This is a genomic window from Candidatus Limimorpha sp. (genome assembly GCF_056203535.1).
Genome location: NZ_JBADWU010000105.1, coordinates 144,205 through 168,735, shown reverse-complemented (window position 1 = coordinate 168,735; position 24,531 = coordinate 144,205). Strand labels below are relative to the sequence as shown.

At 43.4% G+C, this 24,531-nt stretch carries 22 protein-coding genes and 2 pseudogenes; 22 read left to right on the top strand and 2 right to left on the bottom strand.

The genetic code is table 11. From position 1 onward, the window contains the following. Positions 1–27 precede the first annotated feature (27 nt). The 21 genes and pseudogenes from AC06MN_RS13025 (at position 28) to AC06MN_RS12925 (ending at position 19,887) form a co-directional block, all read left to right on the top strand. A complete protein-coding gene (locus AC06MN_RS13025) occupies positions 28–960 on the top strand; it encodes a glycosyltransferase family 4 protein (RefSeq protein ID WP_475672816.1) in 933 nt (310 codons plus the stop codon). Between the two features lie 83 nt (positions 961–1,043). Beyond that, positions 1,044–2,363 (top strand): phenylacetate--CoA ligase family protein, encoded by a 1,320-nt coding sequence (locus AC06MN_RS13020; protein ID WP_475672815.1) that lies wholly within the window; start codon positions 1,044–1,046, stop codon positions 2,361–2,363. 47 nt (positions 2,364–2,410) lie between these two features. Beyond that, complete coding sequence (locus tag AC06MN_RS13015) at positions 2,411–2,602, top strand: DUF1016 N-terminal domain-containing protein (RefSeq protein ID WP_475672903.1); 192 nt, start codon at positions 2,411–2,413, stop codon at positions 2,600–2,602. Between the two features lie 52 nt (positions 2,603–2,654). Further along, positions 2,655–2,930, top strand: a complete 276-nt coding sequence (locus tag AC06MN_RS13010; protein WP_475672814.1) for a PDDEXK nuclease domain-containing protein — start codon at positions 2,655–2,657, stop codon at positions 2,928–2,930. A gap of 5 nt (positions 2,931–2,935) precedes the next feature. Further along, complete coding sequence (locus tag AC06MN_RS13005) at positions 2,936–4,039, top strand: sugar-transfer associated ATP-grasp domain-containing protein (RefSeq protein WP_475672813.1); 1,104 nt, start codon at positions 2,936–2,938, stop codon at positions 4,037–4,039. Between the two features lies 1 nt (position 4,040). Then, positions 4,041–4,922 (top strand): aldo/keto reductase family protein, encoded by an 882-nt coding sequence (locus AC06MN_RS13000; RefSeq protein ID WP_475672812.1) that lies wholly within the window; start codon positions 4,041–4,043, stop codon positions 4,920–4,922. After that, positions 4,919–5,728 carry an SDR family NAD(P)-dependent oxidoreductase gene (locus tag AC06MN_RS12995; RefSeq protein ID WP_475672811.1) on the top strand — a complete coding sequence of 270 codons (810 nt, stop codon included), beginning with the start codon at positions 4,919–4,921 and terminating at the stop codon, positions 5,726–5,728. Before AC06MN_RS13000 ends, AC06MN_RS12995 begins: the two co-directional genes overlap by 4 nt. A gap of 14 nt (positions 5,729–5,742) precedes the next feature. Beyond that, positions 5,743–6,828 carry a sugar-transfer associated ATP-grasp domain-containing protein gene (locus AC06MN_RS12990; protein WP_475672810.1) on the top strand — a complete coding sequence of 362 codons (1,086 nt, stop codon included), beginning with the start codon at positions 5,743–5,745 and terminating at the stop codon, positions 6,826–6,828. Positions 6,829–6,834: 6 nt separating this feature from the next. Then, entirely contained in the window at positions 6,835–7,788 is a 954-nt protein-coding gene (locus tag AC06MN_RS12985; protein WP_475672809.1) for a N(5)-(carboxyethyl)ornithine synthase, read from the top strand. 3 nt (positions 7,789–7,791) lie between these two features. Next, a pseudogene (locus tag AC06MN_RS12980) lies at positions 7,792–8,256 on the top strand (acyltransferase); the annotation flags it as partial. A gap of 27 nt (positions 8,257–8,283) precedes the next feature. Beyond that, positions 8,284–9,297 carry a DUF354 domain-containing protein gene (locus tag AC06MN_RS12975; protein ID WP_475672808.1) on the top strand — a complete coding sequence of 338 codons (1,014 nt, stop codon included), beginning with the start codon at positions 8,284–8,286 and terminating at the stop codon, positions 9,295–9,297. 121 nt (positions 9,298–9,418) lie between these two features. Further along, positions 9,419–9,573, top strand: a pseudogene (locus tag AC06MN_RS12970) (AAA family ATPase); the annotation flags it as partial. A 47-nt stretch (positions 9,574–9,620) separates the two neighbouring features. Next, positions 9,621–10,649: a PDDEXK nuclease domain-containing protein gene (locus AC06MN_RS12965; RefSeq protein ID WP_475672807.1), complete on the top strand. Its 1,029-nt coding sequence runs from the start codon at positions 9,621–9,623 to the stop codon at positions 10,647–10,649. Positions 10,650–10,761: 112 nt separating this feature from the next. Further along, positions 10,762–11,937 carry a UDP-N-acetyl glucosamine 2-epimerase gene (locus AC06MN_RS12960; protein WP_475672806.1) on the top strand — a complete coding sequence of 392 codons (1,176 nt, stop codon included), beginning with the start codon at positions 10,762–10,764 and terminating at the stop codon, positions 11,935–11,937. 98 nt (positions 11,938–12,035) lie between these two features. Beyond that, on the top strand, positions 12,036–12,350 hold the full coding sequence (locus AC06MN_RS12955; protein WP_475672805.1) for a helix-turn-helix domain-containing protein: 315 nt from the start codon (positions 12,036–12,038) through the stop codon (positions 12,348–12,350). Further along, positions 12,347–13,858: a type II toxin-antitoxin system HipA family toxin gene (locus AC06MN_RS12950; protein ID WP_475672804.1), complete on the top strand. Its 1,512-nt coding sequence runs from the start codon at positions 12,347–12,349 to the stop codon at positions 13,856–13,858. The genes AC06MN_RS12955 and AC06MN_RS12950 overlap by 4 nt, the downstream gene beginning before the upstream one ends. A 69-nt stretch (positions 13,859–13,927) precedes the next feature. Next, positions 13,928–15,055 (top strand): AAA family ATPase, encoded by a 1,128-nt coding sequence (locus AC06MN_RS12945; protein ID WP_475672803.1) that lies wholly within the window; start codon positions 13,928–13,930, stop codon positions 15,053–15,055. Further along, complete coding sequence (locus AC06MN_RS12940; protein WP_475672802.1) at positions 15,052–15,840, top strand: polysaccharide deacetylase family protein; 789 nt, start codon at positions 15,052–15,054, stop codon at positions 15,838–15,840. The genes AC06MN_RS12945 and AC06MN_RS12940 overlap by 4 nt, the downstream gene beginning before the upstream one ends. 19 nt (positions 15,841–15,859) lie before the next feature. Beyond that, positions 15,860–16,666, top strand: coding sequence for a polysaccharide biosynthesis/export family protein (locus AC06MN_RS12935; protein WP_475672801.1), 807 nt, complete (start codon positions 15,860–15,862; stop codon positions 16,664–16,666). Between the two features lie 21 nt (positions 16,667–16,687). Then, positions 16,688–19,153, top strand: a complete 2,466-nt coding sequence (locus tag AC06MN_RS12930) for a GumC family protein (RefSeq protein WP_475672800.1) — start codon at positions 16,688–16,690, stop codon at positions 19,151–19,153. Further along, a complete protein-coding gene (locus AC06MN_RS12925) occupies positions 19,153–19,887 on the top strand; it encodes a tyrosine-protein phosphatase (protein WP_475672799.1) in 735 nt (244 codons plus the stop codon). The genes AC06MN_RS12930 and AC06MN_RS12925 overlap by 1 nt, the downstream gene beginning before the upstream one ends. A gap of 137 nt (positions 19,888–20,024) precedes the next feature. On the opposite strand, the gene AC06MN_RS12920 is transcribed toward AC06MN_RS12925, so the two are convergent. After that, a complete protein-coding gene (locus tag AC06MN_RS12920; RefSeq protein ID WP_475672798.1) occupies positions 20,025–21,482 on the bottom strand; it encodes an OmpP1/FadL family transporter in 1,458 nt (485 codons plus the stop codon). 76 nt (positions 21,483–21,558) lie between these two features. After that, positions 21,559–22,848, bottom strand: a complete 1,290-nt coding sequence (locus AC06MN_RS12915; RefSeq protein ID WP_475672797.1) for a hypothetical protein — start codon at positions 22,846–22,848, stop codon at positions 21,559–21,561. A gap of 85 nt (positions 22,849–22,933) precedes the next feature. Between AC06MN_RS12915 and proS the strand changes: the two genes are divergently transcribed. Continuing rightward, positions 22,934–24,406 (top strand): proline--tRNA ligase, encoded by a 1,473-nt coding sequence (gene proS, locus AC06MN_RS12910; RefSeq protein WP_475672796.1) that lies wholly within the window; start codon positions 22,934–22,936, stop codon positions 24,404–24,406. Positions 24,407–24,531: the final 125 nt, after the last annotated feature.

Here is a 24,531-nt window from a genome sequence, read left to right as displayed (position 1 = left end):
AAATCGGTCAGTAGACCCATATTTGAAATGAAAGTCATATTTGTAGCCAGTGGCAACAAGGCTGTGGGAAGCGTCAGCGCTTTCGTGCAGTCGCAGTTCTATTCCTTGAAAGAAGAAGGACTTGAAATGGTTCTGTTTCCTGTTGTTGGGCATGGTGCCAAGTCGTATCTGGAAGCGGCATGGAAACTGAGAAAACTCATCAAAAAGGAACGACCTGCTATTGTCCATGCCCATTATTCCATTTGTGGTTACGTGGCAACGATGGCAACGTTGTTCTTGAAGTCTAAAACCGTGGTTTCCATTTTGGGAAGTTTCCCGAAAAAAAACAGGAAATTGCGCATAGTGAAATTCTTCGCAAAACATGTTTGGGATAAGACCATCGTGAAATCACAACGCACGGCCAACCAAATGGGAATGAATTTGCCGGTTATTCCAAATGGCGTGAATCTGGAACAGTTTGTTTTAATTGAGCAGAATGAAGCAAGGAAAATGGTCGGTTTTGATGACGACAGGAAATATGTCGTATGGTGTTCAAATCCCGAAAGAACTGAAAAACGTTTCGGATTAGCCCAAAAGGCGGTCGCTTTGCTGAAGGATGAAAGTGTCGTGCTGTTTCCTGTGTTTAACCGCACACACGACGATGTGGTGAAATTCATGTGCGCTGCCGATGTACAATTGATGACTTCGGTAATGGAAGGATCGCCAAACGTCATCAAGGAGGCTATGGCTTGCGACTGTCCTATTGTCACAACCGATGTGGGTGATGTGCGATGGGTGACTGATGGCGTTGAAGGAACATTTGTTGCCAATGATGATAAGCCCGAAACGATTGCCCGATTGATAAAGCAGGCTTTGGATTTTAAAGCACGGACAAAAGGCCGTGAACGCATTGAAAGCGTTGGACTTTCTACGAAAGATATTGCAAAAAAAATTATCGGTGTTTATAAAACTATTGTTTGATTATGAGCTTTTACAATTATTTAGATCGACATTTTCTGCTCCCATTTGCAGATTCCATATATCATAGCTCGATAGCGAAGCGCTTGAAGGAATTGGAACATAATGATTTCCTTTCCCATGAGGAACTGCAAGCCATTCGTGACGAAAAACTGCGTAAACTTGTCAGGCATTGCTATGAAACGGTGCCGTACTATACCAAACTTTTTGATAGCCTTGGATTGAAGCCCGATGACATTCAGACAAGTGATGATTTGCAAAAACTTCCTGTTTTGACCAAGCAAATCATCAGGGATAATTATGATGACATGTTCAGCACGGCAGTCGATCCGAAGCGTTTTAAGAAGTGCTCGACGGGCGGCAGTACAGGTACGCCATTGAAATTCTGTACGGATGCCGATGAATGGAGTGGGCAGAAGGCCGCGACATTGCGTGCCTGGGAATGGTATGGTGTTGAACTCGGTGACAGGATATTTTCGCTGGGCGGCAATTCCATCGTAAAGAAAAAGAAGCACTTTTCGCCGAAGAACATCTACGATGTTGTCATTATGCGCAATTATAAGCATAGCAGTGCCGATGTGTCCGACGAATGTATGCAACGGCATTACGAGTCGTTTATGAGAATAAAGCCAAAGGCTATGCGTGGCTATGGGTCGTCGCTTTATATTTTCGCCCGCTACATTGAAAAGAATCATCTTCCGACTTGTCCGTTGAAAGCCATCCTTACCACGGGTGAAGTGCTGATGCCAGAATACCGCCGGAAACTGGAAGAAGTGTTCAAGGCTCCGGTTTATGATGATTATGGTGCTGGTGATGGTGGCATCTTGACCCATGAATGTCCAAAACGAGAAGGGCTGCATATCACCGAAGAGATGTGTATCATTGAAATCACCGATAAGCAAGGTCACGTGTTGCCTGACGGTACGACTGGATATGTGGCGACTACTGATTTGGAGAATTACGCTTTCCCATTCTTGCGTTATCATGTGGGTGACATGGCTTATATCAAACCTGAATTGTGCTCCTGTGGTCGGCAGACACGGCTGATAGGCCAGGTGATGGGACGTGCGGGCAAACTGATGTACAACAAACAAGGTGTGCCGATTTCACCGACCATGCTGCCTATCATGTTCTATCCGGATTTGAACTATCATGTGCCGGAATATCAGGCTTTGTACAACAAGATTGACAAATTCCAGATCCGTCAGGATGCAAAAGGTGACATCCGCATTTTGCTGAAAATGAAGCCTGTTGATTACGAAAAATCGCAATACGATTATATCATCGACAACTATAAGAATCATTTCGTGGGTTCGGAAGTGTCGTTGGAGTTTGTGGATGACATTCCTTGCTTGCCTTCTGGAAAGGAAGACTATTGCGTTTCAGAATTTGAGTATAAAGAATAGGAAATACTGTTGCATTGCCTTGTGTAGTTTTGGCGATTTTGGAAGATATGACTGCCACGAATGAGTTTTACGATAGGATTTCGTCTTTGATACAGCAGGCGAGACAACGGTTTAAGACAGCCGTTAATCTTGCCATGGTTTATACTTATTATGAAATAGGTATGAACATTGTCGAAGAAGAACAAAAAGGTCAGCCAAGAGCAGTTTATGGTACAAGTCTTTTAAAAAGGATTGTCTGAATATTTGACGGATCATCTTGGATCAAGTTATTCGGAAGATAATCTGAAGTTGATGCGGCGTTTTTATTTGGTCTATTCGGATGATGAGATTGGGGAAACACTGTTTCCCCAATTCGCAAACCAGCCGATGACAACCATGAATTATTACGACAGGAAAGTGAAACTTCCCGATGAGAACAAAACGATTGGAATTGTGCTTTGCAAAGATAAAAACAACGAAATCGTTGAGATGACTTTGCCAGAGGATAATAAGAATATTTTTGCCAGTCAATACCTGACCTATCTTCCAAGTAAGGAACAATTGAAATCTTTGTTGCAAATGAAATAAATGCTATGAATGCCAAATACTATCCCATAATTAAGTTATGCCGTCAGGCTGCTTTGTTGAAACGCCGTTTGACGCTTCCTGTCAAGTTGTTCACTTCGGGATTTATCAATTCAGAATCCTATTATCCCGAAATGCCTCAAAAAGGCAAATTCAGGATTGCAATGGATTTGCTGGGACATATCATGAAATATGGCAGTTTGGAAAGGTATTATTTTTCGTATGGCCTTGATATTAAGGGATTCCGCGACAAGGATGATTATCTTGACGACAATTGGTTTCTGTGGAAATGTGCCATGCTGAATACCGTACTTCCTGACCATGATTACACTTGCATTTTGCGCGACAAGGATCTGTTTGCCACGTTGTTGGCCGAGTGGGGATTCAACACGCCGCATACCATTGCCTGTGTGAAATCGAAAGATGATGCAGATGTCGTTGCTGAGCAATTGTTTGCTGAACCAGACAACTATTTCTGCAAGCCTTTGGACGGACAATGTGGCGGTGGCATTTTCAAGCTGATTGTGAAAGCGGATTCTGTGGAAATTGATGGACAAGAGATGTCGTTGGCAGAAGCGAAAAACTGGGTGAAAGAGCAGTTCGCAAAGGATGCTTATCTGATACAGTCGTTGGTGGTGCAACATCCGGAGATTTCGAGGATTTATGATAAGTCTATCAATACGATAAGACTTGTTACTTTGTATGACAAGAAACAAGATGAAATAGTTCCTCTGTCAGCGGTGCTAAGAATTGGTGCCCATGGCAATGTGGTTGATAATTGGGCGAAAGGTGGTTTGGCAGTAGGCATTGACATGAAAAACGGGATGCTGAAGAAACATGCTTTTTATAAGCAAGGCTGTGGAACGAAGACGCTCGTTCATCCTGGTTCAAAGGTTGCTTTTGACGGTTTCGTTCTGCCGTTCTTTGAGGAGGCTGTGCAGCAGGCAAAGGATTTGCATTATAGACTTCGCCCATTGGCTGTGATTGGCTGTGACATAGCTATTACTCCGGATGGCCCGCTTTTCATTGAAGGTAACGACAATATGGAGATTTCCATCAATCAGGAAACTAATGGCGGCTTGAAAAAAGAATTTGAAAAAATATTTGGATAAGATGGAATATGTCACATTAAATAACGGTGTCAAGATGCCGATGGTGGGGTTGGGAACTTGGAATTTACATCCGAAAAAATTATCAAATATTGTTGATGTGGCATTACAATGCGGATATACCAGATTTGATACGGCATGGAAGTATCAGAACGAAGACGATTTAGGAAGAGTTTTTAAACGCTTGTCTATTCCGAGGGATAAATTGTTTATTGAGACGAAGTTGCATGAAAGCCAAGTGTATCTTCCAAGGCGATTACGAAAATTGCCTATTAAAAAGAAATCCATAAGAAAAGCTTTCGATTCCCAATGTAAATCCTTGCAAACGGATTATATTGATTTATATTTACTTCATTGGCCTTTCTATAATTTCATCGAAATGTGGGAAGAGATTGAAAAAATATATCATGAAGGAAGAATCCGTGCAATTGGTGTTTCTGGTTTTACAAAATTGCATTTGGAAGAGTTGAAAAGGATTTCTGATGTTATTCCGGCCTTGAATCAAATCGAGATTAGTCCGTATAATACAAATACAGATTTGGTAACTGATTCAAAAAAGCTGGGAATACAGGTCGAAGCATATACCACTTTTAATGGTAAACCGGAGGCTTCTCAAACTCTATTGAATGATGAATGTTTGGTGAAAATAGCTCAAAGGCACAATAAAAGCGTTGCAAATATTATATGCAAGTGGGCTGTTCAGCATGGGTATTCAATAGTTCCAAGAACAAATGATTTTAATCATTTAAAGGAAAATATTGATGTGTTTAGTTACACTCTTGATGAGAATGAAATGAACGATATTGATTCTTTGAATAAAGGAATTTCAGTTTGGGGCGATCCGAGAAAATATCTAAGTTTCAAGCTGCAAAGAATAATAAAATGATTAAAAAAATATTAAATTGGTTTCGGTTTCTCCGTTATATAAAGCGTGGCGGAGTTTATAATGTGTCCTTGCAAACAGTTTCGGATAGTGAGCTGTTAAAGGATAAAGTTTGTGTGGTTACAGGGGGTAGTAAAGGATTGGGCTATGCAATTGTCAAAAGATTGCTGTCAGCTGGGGCACTCGTTGTGGCTATCGGGAGTGATGAAAAACGCTTGGTTGAAGCGAAAGATAGGTTGAATTCGGATAAATTCTTCTATTATTGCTGGGATTTAACGGATATTACTGATATCGAAAAAAGAGTAAATGATATAGTCTCTTTGGCTGGTAGAATCGATGTCTGGATAAATAATGCAGGAAGGCTCGTCGAAAATTCTTCACAAAAAGAGTTTGACTTAACAATGTCTCTTAACGTAAAATCTTTATTGTATGTGAGTAAGGAAGTCTGCGAGTTCTATAAAAGAGCAGAAATATGTGGGAAAATAATTAATGTGTCGTCATGTAATTCGTTTCAAGGAGGATTGTCTCCGTATTTCGTTTCAAAACATGCAGTAAATTGCATTACAGAGGGACTCGCAAAAAAGTATATTGATTTTGGTATTATTGTTAATGGTGTTGCTCCTGGCTATTTGCCTTCTGGTATTAATTATGTTGATATGTCAAAAAATGCCTTTTATAGTATGGACGGCAATAAAAGATATGTGACATTAGAAGAAGTTGCTGAATTAGTTTTGTTTTTGTGTTCGGATAGGAATAATTCGATAATTGGACAAACGATTATTTGTGATGGAGGAGTAACATTGAGATAAAAAACTTGTTTTGTATGAACATCAAAAAAATAGTAAAAAACATCGTTGAGACACAAACAATTCTCAACGGTCGTTATAAAGACGGAAAAAGAGATCTTTTGAAGGCTTTGCCTTGTGCGAAGCCTATTTCTGAAAGTCAGAAAAAGGAGATCATGGATTTCTGGGAACCGTTTCTTGTCGGTAAGGTGGCAAAGAAATCTTTCGATATCCGTTGGTTCGATATCTATAATCGGACAAATGTGTTCGGTAACACATTGAAGTATTATATACCGGATAGTTTTTATTATTGCGTTGTTGATACGTTTTTCTCCGACAGACAGGCTGCTTCTGTCTTTGATGATAAAAACATGTATGATTTGTATTTTCGAGATGCGAAGCAACCTTCGACGATCTGTCGCAAAAACGGTGATGTATATTTAGATTCCCAATATAATATCATAACAGAGGAAAAAGCTTTGTCGTTATGTGCTGAGAGTGGAAATGTGATACTAAAGCCATCGGTTCATGCCTGCGGTGGCAAGGGTATAGAAAAATGGAGTTCTGCAAAAGACAATATAAATGATTTAAAGTCCAATTTGTGTAACCGTAAAAATGTTGTTGTCCAAGAACTTGTCAAACAGCATAAGGTTCTGGCTGATTTCAACGATTCAAGTGTCAATACTTTGCGTCTTGTCACTTTGTTGTTTGAAGGGGAAGTGCATCTGACGACAGCTGTCGTGATTATGGGAGGGAAAGGCGCATTGACCAATCATTTGCATTGTGGCGGCTTGGTCTGTGGAATATTGCCGTCAGGTCAACTTATGTCAACGGCGTTTGACGGAAAACTGAATCAGTATGAAAGACACCCTAATGGAATTGCTTTTGCTGACTGTGTGATTCCAAATTACGATAAGTGTGTTGAGATGGTTAAACGATTGGCTCCGAGGTTTAGTAACATCTCAAAATTGATTAGTTGGGATATTACTATTGATCAGGATGCAGAACCGGTTTTGATTGAGACGAATTTGACCTGGGGCGGCTCTGTCCAGATAGCAGCAGGACCTGTGTTTGGTGATATGACTAAGGACGTGTTGGATTATATCATGAAAAATAAAAATTAGGATATTATGAAAACCATAGGTTTACCAATCTCCCATAAGGAGAATGAAAAAAGAAGGGCGTTGATTCCCAATGATATTCGTCTGGTGAAACATCCTGAACAAATATACATTGAATCGGGTTATGGCGATGTGTTGGGCTATACCGATGAAGACTATTCCGCTCAAGGAGTACATGTCGCGGCAAGAGAAGAGATTTTGTCGAAAGACATCATTTGTGATCCCAAAATAGGTGATGCCGAGTATTTGGATAAACTCACTAATCAGACGATTTTTGGCTGGGTTCATGCCGTTCAGAATCGCGATATTACTGATAAATTGATTGCGGGCAAGTTGACTTCGTTTGCATGGGAAGACATGTATGAGGATGGCCGACATTCATTTTGGCGCAACAATGAAATTGCGGGCGAAGCCGCCGTTTTTCACGCATATATGTGCCACGGCATATTCCCATACAATACAAAGGCTGCGGTTCTCGGTCGAGGAAATACGGCAAAAGGCGCAGTGAAAACATTGAATTATATGGGTGCCGATGTCACTTTGTATGATAGGAAGACTGAAAGCTTGTTCCGAAAGGAATTGCCCCAGTTTGATGTTGTTGTGAATGCCATTTTATGGGATACATCAAGGAAAGACCACATCATTTATAGGGATGATTTAAAACGGATGAAGAAAAACGCTTTGATTATTGACATTAGTTGTGATAGGAATGGCGGTATCGAAACGAGCATTCCTACAACAATTGAAGATCCTATTTATATTGTTGAGGGTGTTACGCATTATGTGGTTGACCATACGCCATCACTGTTTTGGAAATCGGCAACTGAGAGTTTGAGCCGCGAGTTTGTGAAATATGCCGATGAACTGATGGAAGGGAAACCGTCGGAGGTTCTGCAGAAGGCAATGAATGTGAAAGACGGTGCTATCATTGATGAAAGGATAAACAAGTTCCAGAATAGGTGAACAATGTCAAACAACCATCGTACAGTAAAAAACGTGACGCAAGGCGTCATGAACAGGATATTCGCTTTTTTTGCGAGACACCTTTTCCCCGCTCAACTCCGAATGCCTTTCTATAAGGCAATGGGCGTGAAAGTGGGAAAGGGATCGAAGATAGCGGCAACCGTTGAAATTGATATGTCGGCTCCCGAACTGATTACCATTGGTAAAAATGTTTGGGTGACCCGTGGCGTGATGCTGCTTTGCCATCAACGTGATTTGTCGTTCTATGAAGTCGGCAAGCCCGTAATGGATTGCCCTTTGAAATTTGCTCCCATTCATATTCAAGATGGAGTCCATGTCGGCATCGGTTCCATCATCATGCCGGGTGTCACGATAGGCGAAGGTGCTGTGATTGGTGCCGGTTCGGTCGTTACACGCGATATTCCGCCTTATTGTGTGGCAGTGGGCGCGCCAGCAAAAGTTATTAAGACATTTCAACCAAAAGAATAAATAGTTATGCGTATTTGGATTGACGTTACCAATACTCCTCATGTCAATGTGCTGATGCCGATTTACAGACATTTGAAAGAACAAGGACATGAACTGATTATTACCGCACGCGATTTTTCGGAAACGGTTCCGCTGCTCCGTCAAAATGGCATCGAGCCAATCGTGTATGGTTCGCATCATGGCAAAAATAAGGTCAAGAAATCTCTTGGCATGGTCGGAAGAATCTTTAAGCTTGTTTTTGGAATCCCCAAGTTTGACCTCGCTTTTTCGCTTGGCGGGATTTATACCTCGGTAATTTCAACACTTCGGAGAAAGAAATCCATTTCGTTTTCTGATAATGATTTCTCCACGCATAAGTTTCTGACTTATATGCTGAGCGACTATTTTATCTTCCCAAAATATCTGAAATATCAGGAAGTCCAGAAAAAGTTCAAGATAAAAGATGACCAGATAAAGACTTTTGACGGATTCAAGGAAGATATTTATATTGCGGATTACAAAGTTGATGAACATTTCCTGGAAAAGCTGCCTTTCAATGATTTTATCACTATTCGTCCTGAAAATCTGAAGGCAGCATACGTGCCAAAAGATGCAACGACAATCGTCCCTCAGCTTTTTGAAACGTTTAAGGACGAAAATATCCTTTTCCTACCAAGATATGAATCGGAAAAGAAATTCGCTGAAGGATATAAGAACATCTGGTATCCGGAGAAACCACTTGTCGGACTCGATGTCTGTTATTATACCAAGGCAATGCTTACGGGTGCAGGCACTTTTGCTCGAGAGGCTGCTTTGCTGGGTGTGCCGGCGGTCAGTTTCTTCCCGCGAAATGAATTTCTGACCGTGGATGTTGTCCTTCAGGAGCAAGGAAAGGAGTTTAAGTCAAGAAATCCGCAGGAAATCAAGAATTATGTTGAAACAGCCAAGCGTTCCGAAGCTTCATTAGAAAGAAGCAAGGAAGTCCTGAAGGAAGTGCTGGACATTTTTGATGAGATCATTGATGAAGTTAAGAAAAAATAAATCATGCAACATATCACACTCATAGCGGGTGCACGCCCGAACTTTATGAAGATTAGCTGATAATTGCTGTTTGGTGTAAATTTTGTACTTTTACAAATCACTAATTGGTGTATTATAGTGTATGAAACGCAAGATTTACAATAGGTTGCTTGAATGGAAGCAAAAGAGGCTCTCTTGATTGATGGGGCGCGTCGTGTGGGGAAAAGTTTTATTGTTGAGGAATTTGCTAGAAATGAGTATAAATCGTACATTTTAATTAATTTCAGCAACCTTACCGATAGAAGTCTTGCATTCGTAAGAATTGAATCGAATGAAACGGAATCATGAATGAAATTATTCCTGATAGTGTTATTCTTGCCGACATCCGCAATATAATAGAGCGTGGCAGAAGCCAAGCCTATGCTGCTGTCGGTCAAGCTCTTATTGTCACCTATTGGAATGAAGGCCGACGAATAGTGGAAGAGGAACAGCATGGTGAGCATCGTGCCCAATATGGTGCAAAGTTGATAGCCAACCTTGCCAATGAACTGACGCGCGAATTCGGAGCCGGGTACAATAAGAGAAGTTTGGAACAATACCGTCGCTTTTATTTGAGCTTTAAGGATTTGGAGATTGCGAACGCGTGCGTACGCAATCTTACCTGGACTCATTTCCGCATCATTATGCGTGAACCAACTCCCGAAGGACGTTTGTGGTATGTTAAGGAAGCGTCAGAACAGATGTGGAGCACCCGGACACTTGACCGTAACGTGAGTACGCAGTACTATGGCCGTATGCTGGCATCGCAACGGGAGGCATTGACGTTACCTCAACCCGTATTAGAAAAAAACGATCCAATGGAGTATATCAAGAATCCTGTTGTGGCCGAATTCATGGGGTTCCGCAAAGACACTAAGTTTGACGAATCGCAACTTGAACAGGCCTTGATTGATAATCTGCAGCAGTTCATCATGGAATTGGGTCGAGGGTTCGCCTTTGTTGACCGACAGAAACACATCACCACCGATACCGATGATTTCTATATCGACCTTGTGTTCTATAACTATCGTATGAAACGCTTCGTCCTATTTGAGCTTAAGACACACAAACTAACACATCAGGATGTGGGACAGCTGGATATGTATGTGAGGATGTACGATGACTTGGTGAAAGAAGATGACGACAACCCTACTGTTGGCGTATTGCTTTGTACTGATACAGATAATACTATTGCTCGCTATTCCGTATTGCACGAAAGCGAACAACTTTTCGCTGCCAAATACATGGCTTATATGCCAACGGAAGAAGAATTGCGCCATGAAATAGAACAGCAGAAACAGTTTTTTCTGAATCAACACGGTACTGAATTATAATGGAATTGCCCATGATAATTGCTGGAAGTGTAGAAAAGTCTATTTGCCGCTTTACATGACTCCTTTTTTGTAAGCTCTACTGAAAACAAATTTAAAAACGAAATATTTTACCATGCAACATATCACACTCATAGCGGGCGCACGCCCGAACTTCATGAAGATTGCTCCGCTGATTCATGCCATCCAGAAGGCTCAGAGCGAGGGCAAGAATATCAATTTTCGTCTGGTGCATACGGGTCAGCACTACGACAAGAACATGTCCGATACTTTTTTTGAGGAATTGGGCATCCCGCAACCTGATGTGAATCTCGGCTGTGGCGGCGGTTCGCAGGCCGAACAGACCGCTCATATCATGGTGGAGTTTGAGAAGGAATTGCTGGCGCATCCGACGGATTTGGTTCTCGTGGTGGGTGATGTCACTTCCACTATGGCCTGTTCCATTGTGGCCAAGAAACTCAATACCAAGGTGGCGCATGTGGAAGCTGGTATCCGCTCGTGGGACCTCTCCATGCCTGAGGAAATCAATCGCATGGTGACGGATTCGCTGGCTGATTATATGTTCACTACCAGCAATGTGGCAGATAGAAATCTGCTTCGTGCCGGTGCAGTGTTGGGAGAAGAATCAAACCCTTCTGCCGATGTCTTGGCCGAGGATAAGTTCGCCTTCCAACGTGTGCCTCAACGGATTTTCCGCGTGGGCAACGTGATGATTGACACTTTGCTGAAAAACCGCCCGCATTTCCGTAAGACCGAATTGTGGGACGAACTGCAATTGCGCGAACGCGAGTATATTATCATGACCATGCATCGCCCGGCCAATGTGGATGAGGAAAACCACTTGCGCCAACTGATGGAGCAAATCATCACCAATGTGCATGGCTTGCCCATAGTTTTCCCGATTCATCCGCGCACGGCTAAGATTTTCTATAACCTTTGGGGCGATGAGCAGCAACTGAAATTGCGTTTCCCGAATTTGCATATCGTTGAACCTTTGGGCTATCTGGAGTTCAACTATTTGGTGGAACGTGCCAAGGCAGTGGTGACGGACAGTGGCGGCATCACTGAGGAAACCACGGTGATGGGCGTGCCTTGCATCACGCTTCGCGACAACACCGAACGCCCGGAGACTTGTACCATCGGAACTAATGAACTGATTGGCACCAAGCCCGAAGCCATCAAGCCGGCTTTGGATATGCTCTTTGCGGGTCAATGGAAAAAAGGTGCTATTCCTGAACTTTGGGATGGACACGCTGCGGAGCGGATTGTGGAGATATTGGAAGGTTTGTAATAAGTGAAAGAGTGATTTTAATAGAAAATATATTGTTTTTTATTGCAAAAATGCTTATATAACAGAAAATATATTTATCTTTGCGGAAAATTTCAGATATGGTTGATGCAAATGAATTGTCGGGACCTGATTGGGTGAAACTTCTTGGCTGCCGTTTCCGTGCCTATCGGATGGCATCGCGCCAGACCCAGCAGGAAGTGGCTGTCAAATCGGGTGTGACAGTTCAGACTATCAGGAAGTTTGAGCAAGGAAAGGCCGATAATATCACGATGACCAATTTCATCGCCTTGATGAAGACTATCGGCATGGTTGATAATATTGAAGCGATGTTACCGGAAATACCCTTGTCGCCCTATCTGATTGATGAACTAACGGGGAACAAAAAACAAAGAGTCAGACATAAAAAGCAATGAAGAATACGGTGCTGAAAGTGCGTTTGTGGGGAAAGGAAGTTGGAAGTTTGCGCTGGGATGAACGCAACGGGGTGGCGTATTTTGCTTATAGTGAGGAATTTTTAACTTCAGGTTTGAATCCGTTTCCTTTTGTTGCACCTTTGGGTGTGGCGAGATCCTATCTGCCTATTGTTGGCGATAAAAAGAAAATATTTGCCGGATTGCCTCCTTTTGTCGCGGATTCTTTACCAGATAATTGGGGAAGCCTTGTGTTTGAACAATGGGCTCAGAATCAAGGATTAAGAAGCAGGGATATTACGCCACTTGACAAATTGGCATATATTGGAAAAAGAGGCATTGGCGCGTTGGAGTATTTCCCTGAAAGTGATTCGGGATTGGAAGCTGACAATCTTGCTGTTGATGAATTGGCACGTTTGGCTTGCAAAATCTATGAACAGCGTAGCGAGGCGCATATCCTTCCTGAAGAATCATTGACTTTACAGCGACTTTTTGAGGTCGGAACTTCCGCGGGAGGCCGTCAACCCAAGGCTATCGTTGCCATCAATGAAACGACAAAAGAAATAAGGTCTGGTCAGATTGATGGACTAAAAGGTTTTGATTATTATATCCTTAAATTTGCCGTTGGCGATGGGTATCCTGCCACGCAAATGGAAATGACATATTATGAGATGGCTTGCAAGGCAGGCCTACGAATGATGCCAAGCCGTTTTCTCGAAGTGGAAGGAGAAAAGCATTTCCTGACAAAGCGTTTTGATAGGATTGAAGGAAAGAAGGTTTTCACACAGACCCTTGCGGCTTTGAATCCTGATGCTGGGAGTTACGAAGATTTGTTTGATGTCTGTCGTCGGCTTAAATTGCCGGAAACGGAAATTCGCGAAGTGTTTCGTTTCATGGTGTTCAATGTGTTCGCGTCGAATACCGATGACCATGTGAAAAACATATCGTTCATAATGAGCGAAAATGGGGAATGGCACATAGCTCCGTTCTACGATTTGACTTTCACCGCCGATTTGAATATGCCTGGTGTCCGCTACTTGCATTGCCTTTCTCTGAAAGGGAAATTGGATGGTTTTACGGTGCAAGATGTCAAGTCGTTTGGAGTCGAAAATGGGGTGAAAAACACTTCGGAAATCATTGCTCAGGTTTGCGAAGCTGTCTCTTGTTTCAGGGAATTGGCGTTGAAAAATGGTGTCCCGTTTATTTGGGTTGATAGGATTGAACGGTATTTGTCGACTATCGTCCCCGATGAATACAAGGAAAAAATGTCGTCTTGGAAACCTAATCGGTTTTCCGAAACTATTAAAGGCCATAGTGTCAGCAATGTGCGTTTCGAAATGTCGGCAAACGGCAATATCCATCTCATGGCTGTGATTGATGGCTTTGAGAGGAAATATGTCATTGCGCCGAAACGCGTAGAGTTCATGGAAATCATGGAGAAGGGTTTCAACACCATGCCCGATGCACAGAAAATGGAATTTGTGGAGCGATTTATGCTTCCATTATCATAAAATGATTATCGCTTTATGATAATCATAAGATGATAATTTGTATTTTTGCAGCCGTAATGGACTTTTGATATGGAAAATCCTTTTGTTACAAATGGTTATGTTGGTCCGGAGTATTTCTGCGACCGCGTGCAGGAAACGACGGATATTACCGATTTGCTTGTCAATGGCAATAATCTGGCGTTGATTTCGCCACGCCGTTACGGGAAAACGGACTTGCTGCGTCATTGTTTCGCACAGGAAAAGGTCAAGGCTGACTATTATACGTTCATAGTTGATATCTATGCGACGAAATCGCTGGCCGATATGGTCAACAAATTGGGAAAATCGATTTTGGAGGAACTGAAACCCAAGGGAAAACGCTCGTGGAGTGCTTTCCTGAATGTGCTATCGTCGGTAAAGGCTGGTGTGGAGTATGATGCCATGGGGCAGCCTTCGTGGAATCTTTCTTTGGGACAAATTCAGAATCCTTCTAATACCTTGGATGAGATTTTCCATTATTTGCAGCATGCCGACAAGCCTTGCCTGGTGGCCATTGATGAATTTCAGCAGATACTGAAATATGACGACAAGAATGTGGAAGCCACTATGCGGACCTATATGCAGTATTGTCCGAATGCGCATTTCGTGTTTTCGGGGTCGCAACGTCATTTGATGGGAGGCATTTTCTCTTCGCCGTCGCGCCCGTTTTACCAAAGCGTCACCATAATCAATTTACAGCCTATTCCAAAACAGAAATATGTTGATTTTTGCGTAAGCCATTTTGAATCGGCGGACAAAATTCTCGACAGGGAACTTGTGGAAGAGCTTTACGACCGTTTTGATGGCGGCACTTTCTACATGCAAAAGGTAATGAACGTGCTTTTTATGAAAACTAAAACGAAAGGGCATTGCACGTTGGCTGATTTGAAACCGGCCATTGACTATATCATCAATTTTACCGCGCCTACCTACGAGGATTTGATGTATCAGTTGCCCGACAAGCAAAGTCAGGTGCTGAAAGCAATCAGTGCCGATGGCAACGCCAAGCAAGTCATGTCGGGCGATTTCGCCAAGCGGCATGGCTTGGTTTCGGCCAGCTCGGTCAGCTCCGCCGTGAAAGCCTTGCTTGACAAGGATTTGATAACCAATGACAAAGGCATTTATCAGGTGTATGATAAGTTCTTTGACATTTGGATAAGAATGGGAGAGAAAATATGATGGGAAATAAAGACTTCACATTAAAAAAATACCGAGAACTTCTTGTGGCCTTGAAAGGCTATGGCGAAATCACTTTACGCCATGATGTTGACTTGAAGCCGCAAAACAGTCTGGCGACGGCTAAAATTGAGTATGAACTCGGTTTGAAAGCGGTTTATTATTTCCGTGCGGTTCCTGAAAGCTGGGACGAAAGTATCATTCGTGAAATCGCCGCTCTTGGCCATGAAATAGGATATCATTATGAATCCTTGACAACTTGTGATGGTGATATTGATGCTGCTTATCGGGATTTTTGTGAAAATTTGGAAAAACTGAGGGCAATTGTTCCTGTGAAAAGCATCTGTATGCACGGCAGCCCGAAATCGAAATGGGACAGCAAGGACATCTGGAAAAAATATGATTATCGCCAATTGGGAATTGAATTTGAGCCTTATTTCGATACCGATTTTTCGAAGACTTTCTATTTGACCGATACGGGGCGTCGTTGGGATGGCTACAAAGTGAGCGTGAGGGATAAGATTCCTGGCTTTCAGGATGAATGGGTAAAACAAGGTCTTGTTTTTCATTCAACTGACGATATTGTTCGTGCGGCTAATGCAGAAAAGTTGCCGAAAAGAATCATGATAACCACCCATCCGCAACGATGGACGGATAAACCTGCCGAATGGCTTAAGGAAATGATGCTTCAGAATGTTAAAAACATTGTGAAAAGATTTATTTTAATAAGGCATCGCAGATGGGGCGCTTGTTGTTTTTTTGTGTATTTTTGCAACCTATTTAGATAACAATTAATACGAATTTTATATGAAATCACTCAAAATCATGTTTTTTTTAGCCATGTCAGTTTTCATGGTAAGTTCATGTGTTTCGACACGAAATGTCCGCTATCTGCAAGATATGCAGGAACTTGGCGAGGTTGATGTTGATGGAAAATTTGAGGCGAAGATTAGTCCTTCAGATGAATTGAGAATTTTCGTCTTGCCAAACGGCGATTTGGAAGAACAGGAATTGATAAAGCCTTTCAATATCTATTCCAACGGAAACGGAAATATGACGAATACAAACCAAGGCCTTGGCTATTTGGTGGATGTTGAGGGGAACATCCAGTATCCGGTTTTGGGTAAGATGAAAGTGGCTGGCTTGACATGCCGCAATTTGCGCGATACCATCGAATACCGCCTGAAAAATGAAGGTTATCTGACCGACCCATTAGTGGATGTCCGTATTACGAACTTTAAGATTTTTTTCTTGGGAAGTAATGGCGGTAAGGCTATCAACATTGACAACGAACGTTGTACCTTCCTTGAGGCCTTGTCGTTGGCTGGCGATTTGAACCTCTATACGAAAAGAAGCAAGATTGGCGTTGTCCGTGAAAAGGATGGCAAAATGGTCATCCATTACATGGATCCGCGTTCATCTGATATCTTTAATGATGAGTTTTTCCTGCTTCAGCAGAACGACATTATCCTGACGGAAGCCATGAGCTATGTGTATTTCAAGGAATGGATGTCGAATATAGGCGTGGTTTTGACGCCAATCACGACATTAGCTTCTGTGCTGGCTGTGGTCATAGCTGTCAGAACAAGCATCGGCAACCTGAGTAATCGATAACAAATAAAAACGGATTTGAAAATGGCAAATGCTCCTTTGGAAAACAATAATGTTGACATGTCCTTTCTCGAAGAGGACAATGACAACAGCATTCAGATGAAAGACATTCTTTTCATCATCTTACGCAACCTGTATTGGTTCATCCTGTGTGGCTTTCTTGGTGCTGGCATTTCCTATTGGAAAGTAAACAAGGAAGAACGGACTTATGCCAGTAGTGCCTCCATAATGATTAAGACTGGCGCCACGAGCGGATCGGGGTCAATCCGTTCCTCGTCGGTTATGAACCAAATGCTGGGTGCCGAAGGCTTGGTGAGTACCATCAATAATGAAATCATCATATTGAAATCAGCTTCGTTGATGGATTCGGTGGTTCGAAACTTGGGCCTTAATGTGACCTATTCCTATAAGACCAAGGTGGCAAAACGTAACAAAGTGCTTTATCAGGACAGTCCTGTTTCCGTGAGTTTTGAAAATCTGGATGAAAGCGCATATTATTCGTTCCAGTTAACCCCTAGGGATTCGGAACATTTCGCTATTAGCAATTTAAGTGAAAATGCTCAGGAAAAGCTTGTTCCTTTTGGCGAAAAAATCATTACTCCGATTGGAACCATGACCGTTTCTGAAAAATGGAATTATAACAACATGATAGGTGTGCCGGTGGTGGTAAGCGTTGAGCCTGTTCAGGCCATGTCTGCATCCATTCGTGCCAGATTGCGGGTGTCAAGGGACGATGAGAAGAATTCCATACTTAGACTGAGCATCATTGATCAATCGGCATCGCGTGCGGCCGATATACTGAATACCTTGATTTCGGTCTATAACAATGATGTCATTGCAGATCAGGAACGTATGCTGGATTATTCGTATAAGTTCATCAATGGCCGTATCGACCAGCTTTATGGCGATTTGGATTCGTTGCAGGAGCAGGTCGTAGGGTTTAAAGTGGCTAATGTTTTGGTTGATACGAAATCATTAGGCGAAGCGGAACTGGCGGCGAGATCGGCGTCGTCGGTTGAGGTGAAGAACTTGCAGGCCAGGATTTCGCGTGTGTCGTATTTGCTGGATGCGGCTAATGACGTGGCTGACGACGATATTTTGCCAGTCATGTCTGACGTCGGGACGGAAGCAGCAACGTTAATTACAAAATACAATGCAAATTCACAGAAATTGCAGAAATATAGAGAGTCGGGTGTGACTGAGAACCCGGCAGCAAAAAAACTGGCAGCAGAACAGCCGGCATTGCTTGCCAACATCGTTGCTATTTTGGAAAGTGATTTGAGTTCGTTGCAAACTCAAGCTGATATGGCAAGAGAGGAGGGAACTGTCGCCACGTCAAGAATTCAGGCTGTTCCTGAAAAACAAGTGCGAATCGGTTCTGTTGAAGACATGCTGAGAATCAGGCAGCAGCTTTATTTGACATTGCTTACAAAACGAGAGGAAATGTTGCTCAATCGTCCTAAATTCGAGGGAACGGCAAAAGTAATTGATGCGGCACAGATTAATAATTCGCCTATTGCACCAAATCCGAAAAAAAGTGTTACTTCCGGTCTGCTTATTGGCTTGCTGATTCCTGCCGTCATCATTTTGCTTAACCGCTTGTTTGACACGGCAATACATGACCGTGCTGATGTCGAAAAAGCTACAAAGACACCGTTCTTGGGCGAGATTCCTTATAAGGAGAACGTCGATGGTCATGCAATTGTGGTAGAGGAAAATGGAAGAGATCCTGTCTCTGAGGCATTTAGATTGGTCAGATCCAATGTGGAATATGTGAGAAATAGGAAGTGTGAGAGCAATGTGGTGCTGTTTACCTCTTTCATGGTTTCATCGGGAAAGACTTTTGTGTCATCTAATCTGGCAACGATTTTCGCCCACGGAAATAAGAAAGTCGTTTTGGTCGATCTCGACATCCGTAAGGGAACTTTAGGTAAGGTTTTCAGGTATAAGGCAAAGTCTGGCGTGTCGAATTTCTTATCGGGCAAGATTGATGACATTGAATCAATCATTCAGCATGATTTAATAACTAAGGGCATGGATGTTATTTTTGCGGGTCCGATTCCTCCTAATCCTGCAGAATTGCTGATGGATGACCGTTTGGATGAATTGATAAATTACTTGCGTCAGCAGTATGAATATGTGTTTTTGGACAATGTCCCTTTTGGCATGGTCGCTGATGTTGATATAGTAAAGCGTGTTGCCGACACAACGGTGTTCGTCATGAGAGCCGAAAAGACTGACAAGCGCTTGTTGAAAGAAGTGGACAGACTGTACAAAAACGATAAGCTCCCGAACCTTGTCATTGTGTTGAATTCCGTGAAATACAAGAAGTATTATGGCTACGGTTATAACTATTATGGTTATGGCTATGATTACGGCTATGGTTACGGCTATGGTTACGGCTACGGAAATGAGGAAGGACAGGGAAAGAAACGGCATCATCACCATCAGCACAAATCGGATGAATCATCGGAGGATAATAAGGACTAATGGTTATGTTCGATTTCTTTAGGAAAACGTTGCCTGACGATTTCTTTCGCGATGCTTGTGATGTGCATTGCCATATTCTTCCTGGCGTTGATGATGGATTCCAGACCGAGTCAGCCTCTTTTGAGGCATTGAAATATTTGGAGCAAAAAGGTTTCCGTAAGGTGAGGCTCACACCTCATTTCATGAAACAGTATGCCGATAATACGAAACCGTTGATTCTTGAAAAGTTTGAATCGTTCAAGCGTAAGGCAGCATTGCACACAAGTGTCGAGTTAAGTATTGGGGCAGAGCACATGCTGGATGCTGGTTTCGAAGAACATTTCGATCGGGGATTCCTTACCATTGACAAGGAAAATTCGCTTGTCTTGTGCGAGACATCATATTTAATGTGCGAACCGAATGACTCTTCAAAACTATACGACATCATGCTTGCAGGGTATACTCCGGTCATCGCTCATCCTGAACGCTATCAATATGCCTCAAAGCAACAGTATAATCGTTGGAAGGAAAAGGATTATCTTTTTCAACTGAATCTGCTGTCGCTGACTGGAGCTTATGGCGCTCCTGCATGTGAAAAATCGCATTATATGCTTCAGCATAAAATGTATGACTATGTTGGAACAGACATGCATCGTTTGGACAATTTTAGGAAAATTCTCCCCAACATGAAGCTTTCAGCCAAGGAAATTGACGAATTGCATCTCCTTTTTGAAAACAATGCCAAATTGTTCTGAATCCTGAATGGCAGGAAAACAAAAATCCCGATGAAAGATTTCATCGGGATTTTTGTTTTTACTATAAGTCAATTAGTTTCTTGAATTTTAAAGATTGCAGATTTTTTGACACTTTAATTGAAACCGTCGTTTGAAGATCAGAATTTCACTTTCATCGTGGCGACAAAGGCGTGCCGGTTGAGTGTTTGGCAAACAGGTTCGATGTCATCATAGGCATAAAGCACATATTGCTGTTTTCCATGGCTGAATTCGTAGGCGAAATCGAAAAGCACGCCTTCGTTGAGTTGGATTCCTAAACCGCATGAGGCTTTTTTCACGCTATTATCCATTTCTCCGAAGCCGAAAGGACTGCCGTAATAGGCGCATCCGCCTCTGAAATACACGTTTTTGTATTGCCATTCCGTGCCAAGCCGAAAATTGAGAGTGGTCTTGTAAATGTCTTTGATTTCCTGGTTGACAAAAGAATAGTCGAAATCCTTGCAATCGAATTTCGCCCTGCGGTAATTCATCACATCGGCATCAATGGAAATGAGGCCGCGATGATTGATGATGAAAGCCAAGCTTCCGATGAATTTCTGAGGCGAAAGGAAATCATAATTGTATTCTGAAATCAGTGATGGCTTATAGTAGTAATTGCTATAGTAATCGTCGGGCGTGTAATAGGCTTCCGTGATGGTTTTCCACGATTCGTCGAAACTGAAAAGGGTAGGGGTGTGATAAGATGCTCCAATTCGCATCCATGTTGTCAGGTAATAGATGACTCCCAATTTCAGGTTTACGCCCCATGCGTTTGAAGTGATGTTTTCGGTGAAATCCAACTCCTGAAAACTGGTTTCGGGTGAAGCTTCGGTAGTGAATTCAGTGTGTATTTTGGTTCCAGTGCGTTTGATGTGGTCGAGGCCTAAGCTGGCGCCAATGAAAAAGCGTTCACTATAGTTCGCGCTGAAAGCGAATGTCCATTCTTCTGAACGGCCTTTGAATGATTTCGTTTGCTCTTGCTGGATATTGCCTTGAGGAACGGGAGAGGATAAAGTGTCATTGAAAATATCTAAAAGCATAGCTTCCCACGCAGGATATAAGGTGTAGGGGAAGTCGTCTCTGAAATAATCCGGATTGTAATCTTGTGGAATTTGCCCAAGATAATTGTCCATCAACGAGCTGTTAGGATTGAAACCCGAAGCAAAAGCAATGCTGTTGTAGTCGTTGGTTCGGTTTAGGCTGATGCCGAATTGTGTGAAACGCAACTTGCCGTAGTTGCTTTTTTCTTTGGTGGATACATAACCGATATTCGGAATGTTCACAATGGCTTTGCTTTGCAGGCTTTCCTTGTTGCCGTAATAGGTTGATTGGCTTGTATTATCGGTCAATCCCATGCTCATAGCCAGCTCGTTGCTGCGGTAAACGCCCATTCCGGCAGGATTGATGCAAATGGCGGTCATGTCGGCTCCAATTGCGCCCATTGCACCACCTAAGGCCATTGATTTGGCGGTTCCTTGATAAAATGTCTGGGAAAAGATTCTGGCGTCATCGCTGCCTTGACCGAAAGCCGTAATGACCGAAAAAGCTGTTGATAATATAAATAAGGTGTGTTTCATAATTCAAAAAAGACTACCCTTGAGATTGCAAAGGTAGTCTTTTCTCGGTTATTCTTATCAATTTGTAACAAACTATTTATCTTCTTCCTCCTCCGCTGCGACCGCCACCGCCACCGCTGTGGCTTGATCCACCTCGGCTACCTCCGCCAAAACTTGAGCCTGAACTACGGCTGCCTCCACTGTGACTTGAGCTTGAACTGCGGCTTCCACTTGAGTAGGAGGAACCTCTTGAAGAGTTGCCGCTTCTGTTGTAGCTGCTTGACGATGAACGGCTGTTGCCGGAGTTGTATGTCGAACGGTTGGTGCCGCTTGATGAAGGACGGCTGCTTGATTGTGGACGTACATATTCCGAACTTGAACGTGATGGACGGCTGTTGCTTGGCGAGGTGTACGATTGACGGCTGCTACTGCTATTGCCGTTGCTTGGGCGTGCGTTGCTGCCGCTTTGTCCTGGTCGCGATGATACCGTCGGGCGAGAGCTGTTGCCGCTTTGTCCTGGACGCGACGATACGGTTGGACGTGAGCTTGATGCGCTTGCCGATGGACGGGTTGTTGCGCCAACTCTTCCAGAAACGCCAGCGGTCGGTCTTGTTGTGGCTCCGTTGACGGTAGGTCTGCCAGAGGCTCCGCCAGATGTTGGTCTGCCGGAAACGCTTGCTTGGTTTCTGCCGTTAGTCTGTTGTTGTGTGCGGTAACTGAGTGAACCAGGAGTGTTATTGCCACGGTGTCTGACACTTGCAACATATCCGCCCATGCCTCCACCATAGTAAGGATGATAGTCGTGGTAATAGTAAGGACGATGCCAGCCATAGTCGTACCATCCCCAGCTATAGTAAGGACGATACCAGTATGGGCCGCAGCACCAGCAGTCCCAATAGAAAGGATGGTAGAACGGATCCCAATAGATGGAAATGTATGGACGTACAGGCCAATACCAAGGATCGTAGTTGTTGACGTAAATGTAGGTGTCGCCGCCGCTGGTGTAATAATCATCGTAATAGTCGACGTTTTTTGAGGCCGAAGAACCGAAACGCTTGATACGGGCTGCAAAATCAGCATCGTAATAGGTTTCGGTTGTCGTGTAGACAACACCATTAGTGTCGGTTACGGTTTCGGTGGTTTGATAAACTGGGTCGGTGTCCGAAACGTAATTTTTGCTGTCGGAATAGTACTTCTGATAGTCGTATTCCGAATTCTTGCTGATGCTTGAGTTGACGTAAGAGCCATTGCCTGAGCTGACTAACTTGCTGTTGTCGTTGCTATTGTAAGGCGAATAATACACATCGTCTTGCACAAGGTTTTTCTTTCCCGAACAGCCCACGAGAGCGAGCATTACAAGCATTGGGATTAATCTGAAGACTTTCATTTTATTGAGATTTATTTATTGTCACCTATTTTTATTACTTTTGCAGTCGCAAATTTAGATAAAAATATACAAATACTATACCAAAATGGCAAAAGAATTAACGACTCGCGAAGAAAATTATTCGCAATGGTACAACGACCTCGTGGTCAAGGCTGATTTGGCTGAACAATCGGCCGTTAGAGGCTGTATGGTAATCAAACCTTACGGCTACGCAATTTGGGAATTCATACATGATGCCCTCGACAAGATGTTCAAGGAAACGGGCCATGTCAACGCTTATTTCCCGCTGTTTATCCCTAAGAGTTTCTTCAGCCGTGAAGCCGATCACGTTGAAGGTTTCGCCAAGGAATGTGCCGTGGTGACTCACCACCGCCTGATGAACGACCCGAATGGCAACGGCGTTGTGGTCGACCCGTCGGCCAAACTGGAAGAGGAACTTATCGTTCGCCCGACTTCCGAAACCATCATTTGGGACACTTACCGCAACTGGATTAAGAGTTACCGCGACCTCCCGATTCTCTGCAATCAGTGGGCTAACGTGGTGCGTTGGGAAATGCGTACCCGCCTGTTCCTTCGCACGGCTGAGTTTCTTTGGCAGGAAGGCCATACGGCTCACGCTACCATGGAAGAAGCTGAAATCGAAGCAAAGAAAATGTTGGGCGTTTACACCGAGTTTGCTGAAAAGTGGCTGGCAATTCCTGTTTATCAGGGTGTTAAGTCAGCTAATGAGCGTTTTGCAGGTGCCTTGAATACCTATTGCATCGAAGCCATGATGCAGGACGGCAAGGCTTTGCAGGCTGGCACTTCTCACTTCCTGGGTCAGAATTTCGCTAAGGCTTTCGATGTGAAGTTCCTCAACAAGGAAAACAAATTGGAATATGTTTGGGCTACGTCATGGGGCGTTTCAACCCGTCTGATGGGTGCGCTCATCATGTCGCATTCCGATGACGATGGCCTTGTGCTGCCTCCAAAAATCGCTCCTATTCAGGTTGTTATCGTCCCGATTTACAAGACCGATGAAGAACGCGAAAAGGTCAACAGCCGTTGCCTCGAAATCAAGGCTCAGCTGGAAGCCAAGGGCTTGCGCGTGAAATATGATGACCGCGACACCCAGAAGCCTGGTTTCAAGTTCCACGAGTGGGAACTCAAGGGCGTTCCGGTTCGTTTGGCAGTCGGCCCTCGCGATGTGGAAAACGGCACTGTCGAACTGGCTCGCCGCGACACCATGACTAAGGAATCGGTTGCCTTTGCAGGTATCGATGCTCATGTCGTCGAACTGATGGATGTCATCCAAAGTAATCTTTATCAGAAGGCTTTGACTTACCGCAACGAACACACTTTCGATGTCAACACTTGGGACGAATTCAAGGCTCAGGTGGAGAAGGGTGGTTTCGTACACGCTTTCTGGGATGGCACCACCGAAACCGAACTGAAGATTAAGGAAGAAACTAAGGCCACTTTGCGATTCATTCCATTGGATGTCAAGGAAGAAGAAGGCGTGGATGTCTATTCCGGCAAACCGGCCAAGATGCGCGTCTATTTCGCCAAGGCATACTAAGTCTTGTAATTCATTCATAAGTAAGAATACAAAAAGGAATCCGCTTGAGCAATCAGGCGGATTTCTTATTAGGACACAAGTTTCTCGCATTGCCGAAGCTGAACACCTTGCGATACATGTGCCAC

Excerpts from the sequence above, each read along its gene's own strand:
- AC06MN_RS12930 (WP_475672800.1), top strand. The coding sequence starts at position 16,688 with ATGGCAAATGCTCCTTTGGAAAACAATAATGTTGACATGTCCTTTCTC.
- AC06MN_RS12990 (WP_475672810.1), top strand. The coding sequence starts at position 5,743 with ATGAACATCAAAAAAATAGTAAAAAACATCGTTGAGACACAAACAATT.
- AC06MN_RS13005 (WP_475672813.1), top strand. The coding sequence starts at position 2,936 with ATGAATGCCAAATACTATCCCATAATTAAGTTATGCCGTCAGGCTGCT.
- AC06MN_RS12985 (WP_475672809.1), top strand. The coding sequence starts at position 6,835 with ATGAAAACCATAGGTTTACCAATCTCCCATAAGGAGAATGAAAAAAGA.
- AC06MN_RS13025 (WP_475672816.1), top strand. The coding sequence starts at position 28 with ATGAAAGTCATATTTGTAGCCAGTGGCAACAAGGCTGTGGGAAGCGTC.
- AC06MN_RS13000 (WP_475672812.1), top strand. The coding sequence starts at position 4,041 with ATGGAATATGTCACATTAAATAACGGTGTCAAGATGCCGATGGTGGGG.
- proS (WP_475672796.1), top strand. The coding sequence starts at position 22,934 with ATGGCAAAAGAATTAACGACTCGCGAAGAAAATTATTCGCAATGGTAC.
- AC06MN_RS12965 (WP_475672807.1), top strand. The coding sequence starts at position 9,621 with ATGAATGAAATTATTCCTGATAGTGTTATTCTTGCCGACATCCGCAAT.
- AC06MN_RS12950 (WP_475672804.1), top strand. The coding sequence starts at position 12,347 with ATGAAGAATACGGTGCTGAAAGTGCGTTTGTGGGGAAAGGAAGTTGGA.
- AC06MN_RS12915 (WP_475672797.1), bottom strand. The coding sequence starts at position 22,848 with ATGAAAGTCTTCAGATTAATCCCAATGCTTGTAATGCTCGCTCTCGTG.
- AC06MN_RS12975 (WP_475672808.1), top strand. The coding sequence starts at position 8,284 with ATGCGTATTTGGATTGACGTTACCAATACTCCTCATGTCAATGTGCTG.
- AC06MN_RS12995 (WP_475672811.1), top strand. The coding sequence starts at position 4,919 with ATGATTAAAAAAATATTAAATTGGTTTCGGTTTCTCCGTTATATAAAG.
- AC06MN_RS12945 (WP_475672803.1), top strand. The coding sequence starts at position 13,928 with ATGGAAAATCCTTTTGTTACAAATGGTTATGTTGGTCCGGAGTATTTC.
- AC06MN_RS12925 (WP_475672799.1), top strand. The coding sequence starts at position 19,153 with ATGGTTATGTTCGATTTCTTTAGGAAAACGTTGCCTGACGATTTCTTT.
- AC06MN_RS12935 (WP_475672801.1), top strand. The coding sequence starts at position 15,860 with ATGAAATCACTCAAAATCATGTTTTTTTTAGCCATGTCAGTTTTCATG.
- AC06MN_RS12920 (WP_475672798.1), bottom strand. The coding sequence starts at position 21,482 with ATGAAACACACCTTATTTATATTATCAACAGCTTTTTCGGTCATTACG.
- AC06MN_RS13015 (WP_475672903.1), top strand. The coding sequence starts at position 2,411 with ATGACTGCCACGAATGAGTTTTACGATAGGATTTCGTCTTTGATACAG.
- AC06MN_RS12955 (WP_475672805.1), top strand. The coding sequence starts at position 12,036 with ATGGTTGATGCAAATGAATTGTCGGGACCTGATTGGGTGAAACTTCTT.
- AC06MN_RS13010 (WP_475672814.1), top strand. The coding sequence starts at position 2,655 with ATGCGGCGTTTTTATTTGGTCTATTCGGATGATGAGATTGGGGAAACA.
- AC06MN_RS12960 (WP_475672806.1), top strand. The coding sequence starts at position 10,762 with ATGCAACATATCACACTCATAGCGGGCGCACGCCCGAACTTCATGAAG.
- AC06MN_RS12940 (WP_475672802.1), top strand. The coding sequence starts at position 15,052 with ATGATGGGAAATAAAGACTTCACATTAAAAAAATACCGAGAACTTCTT.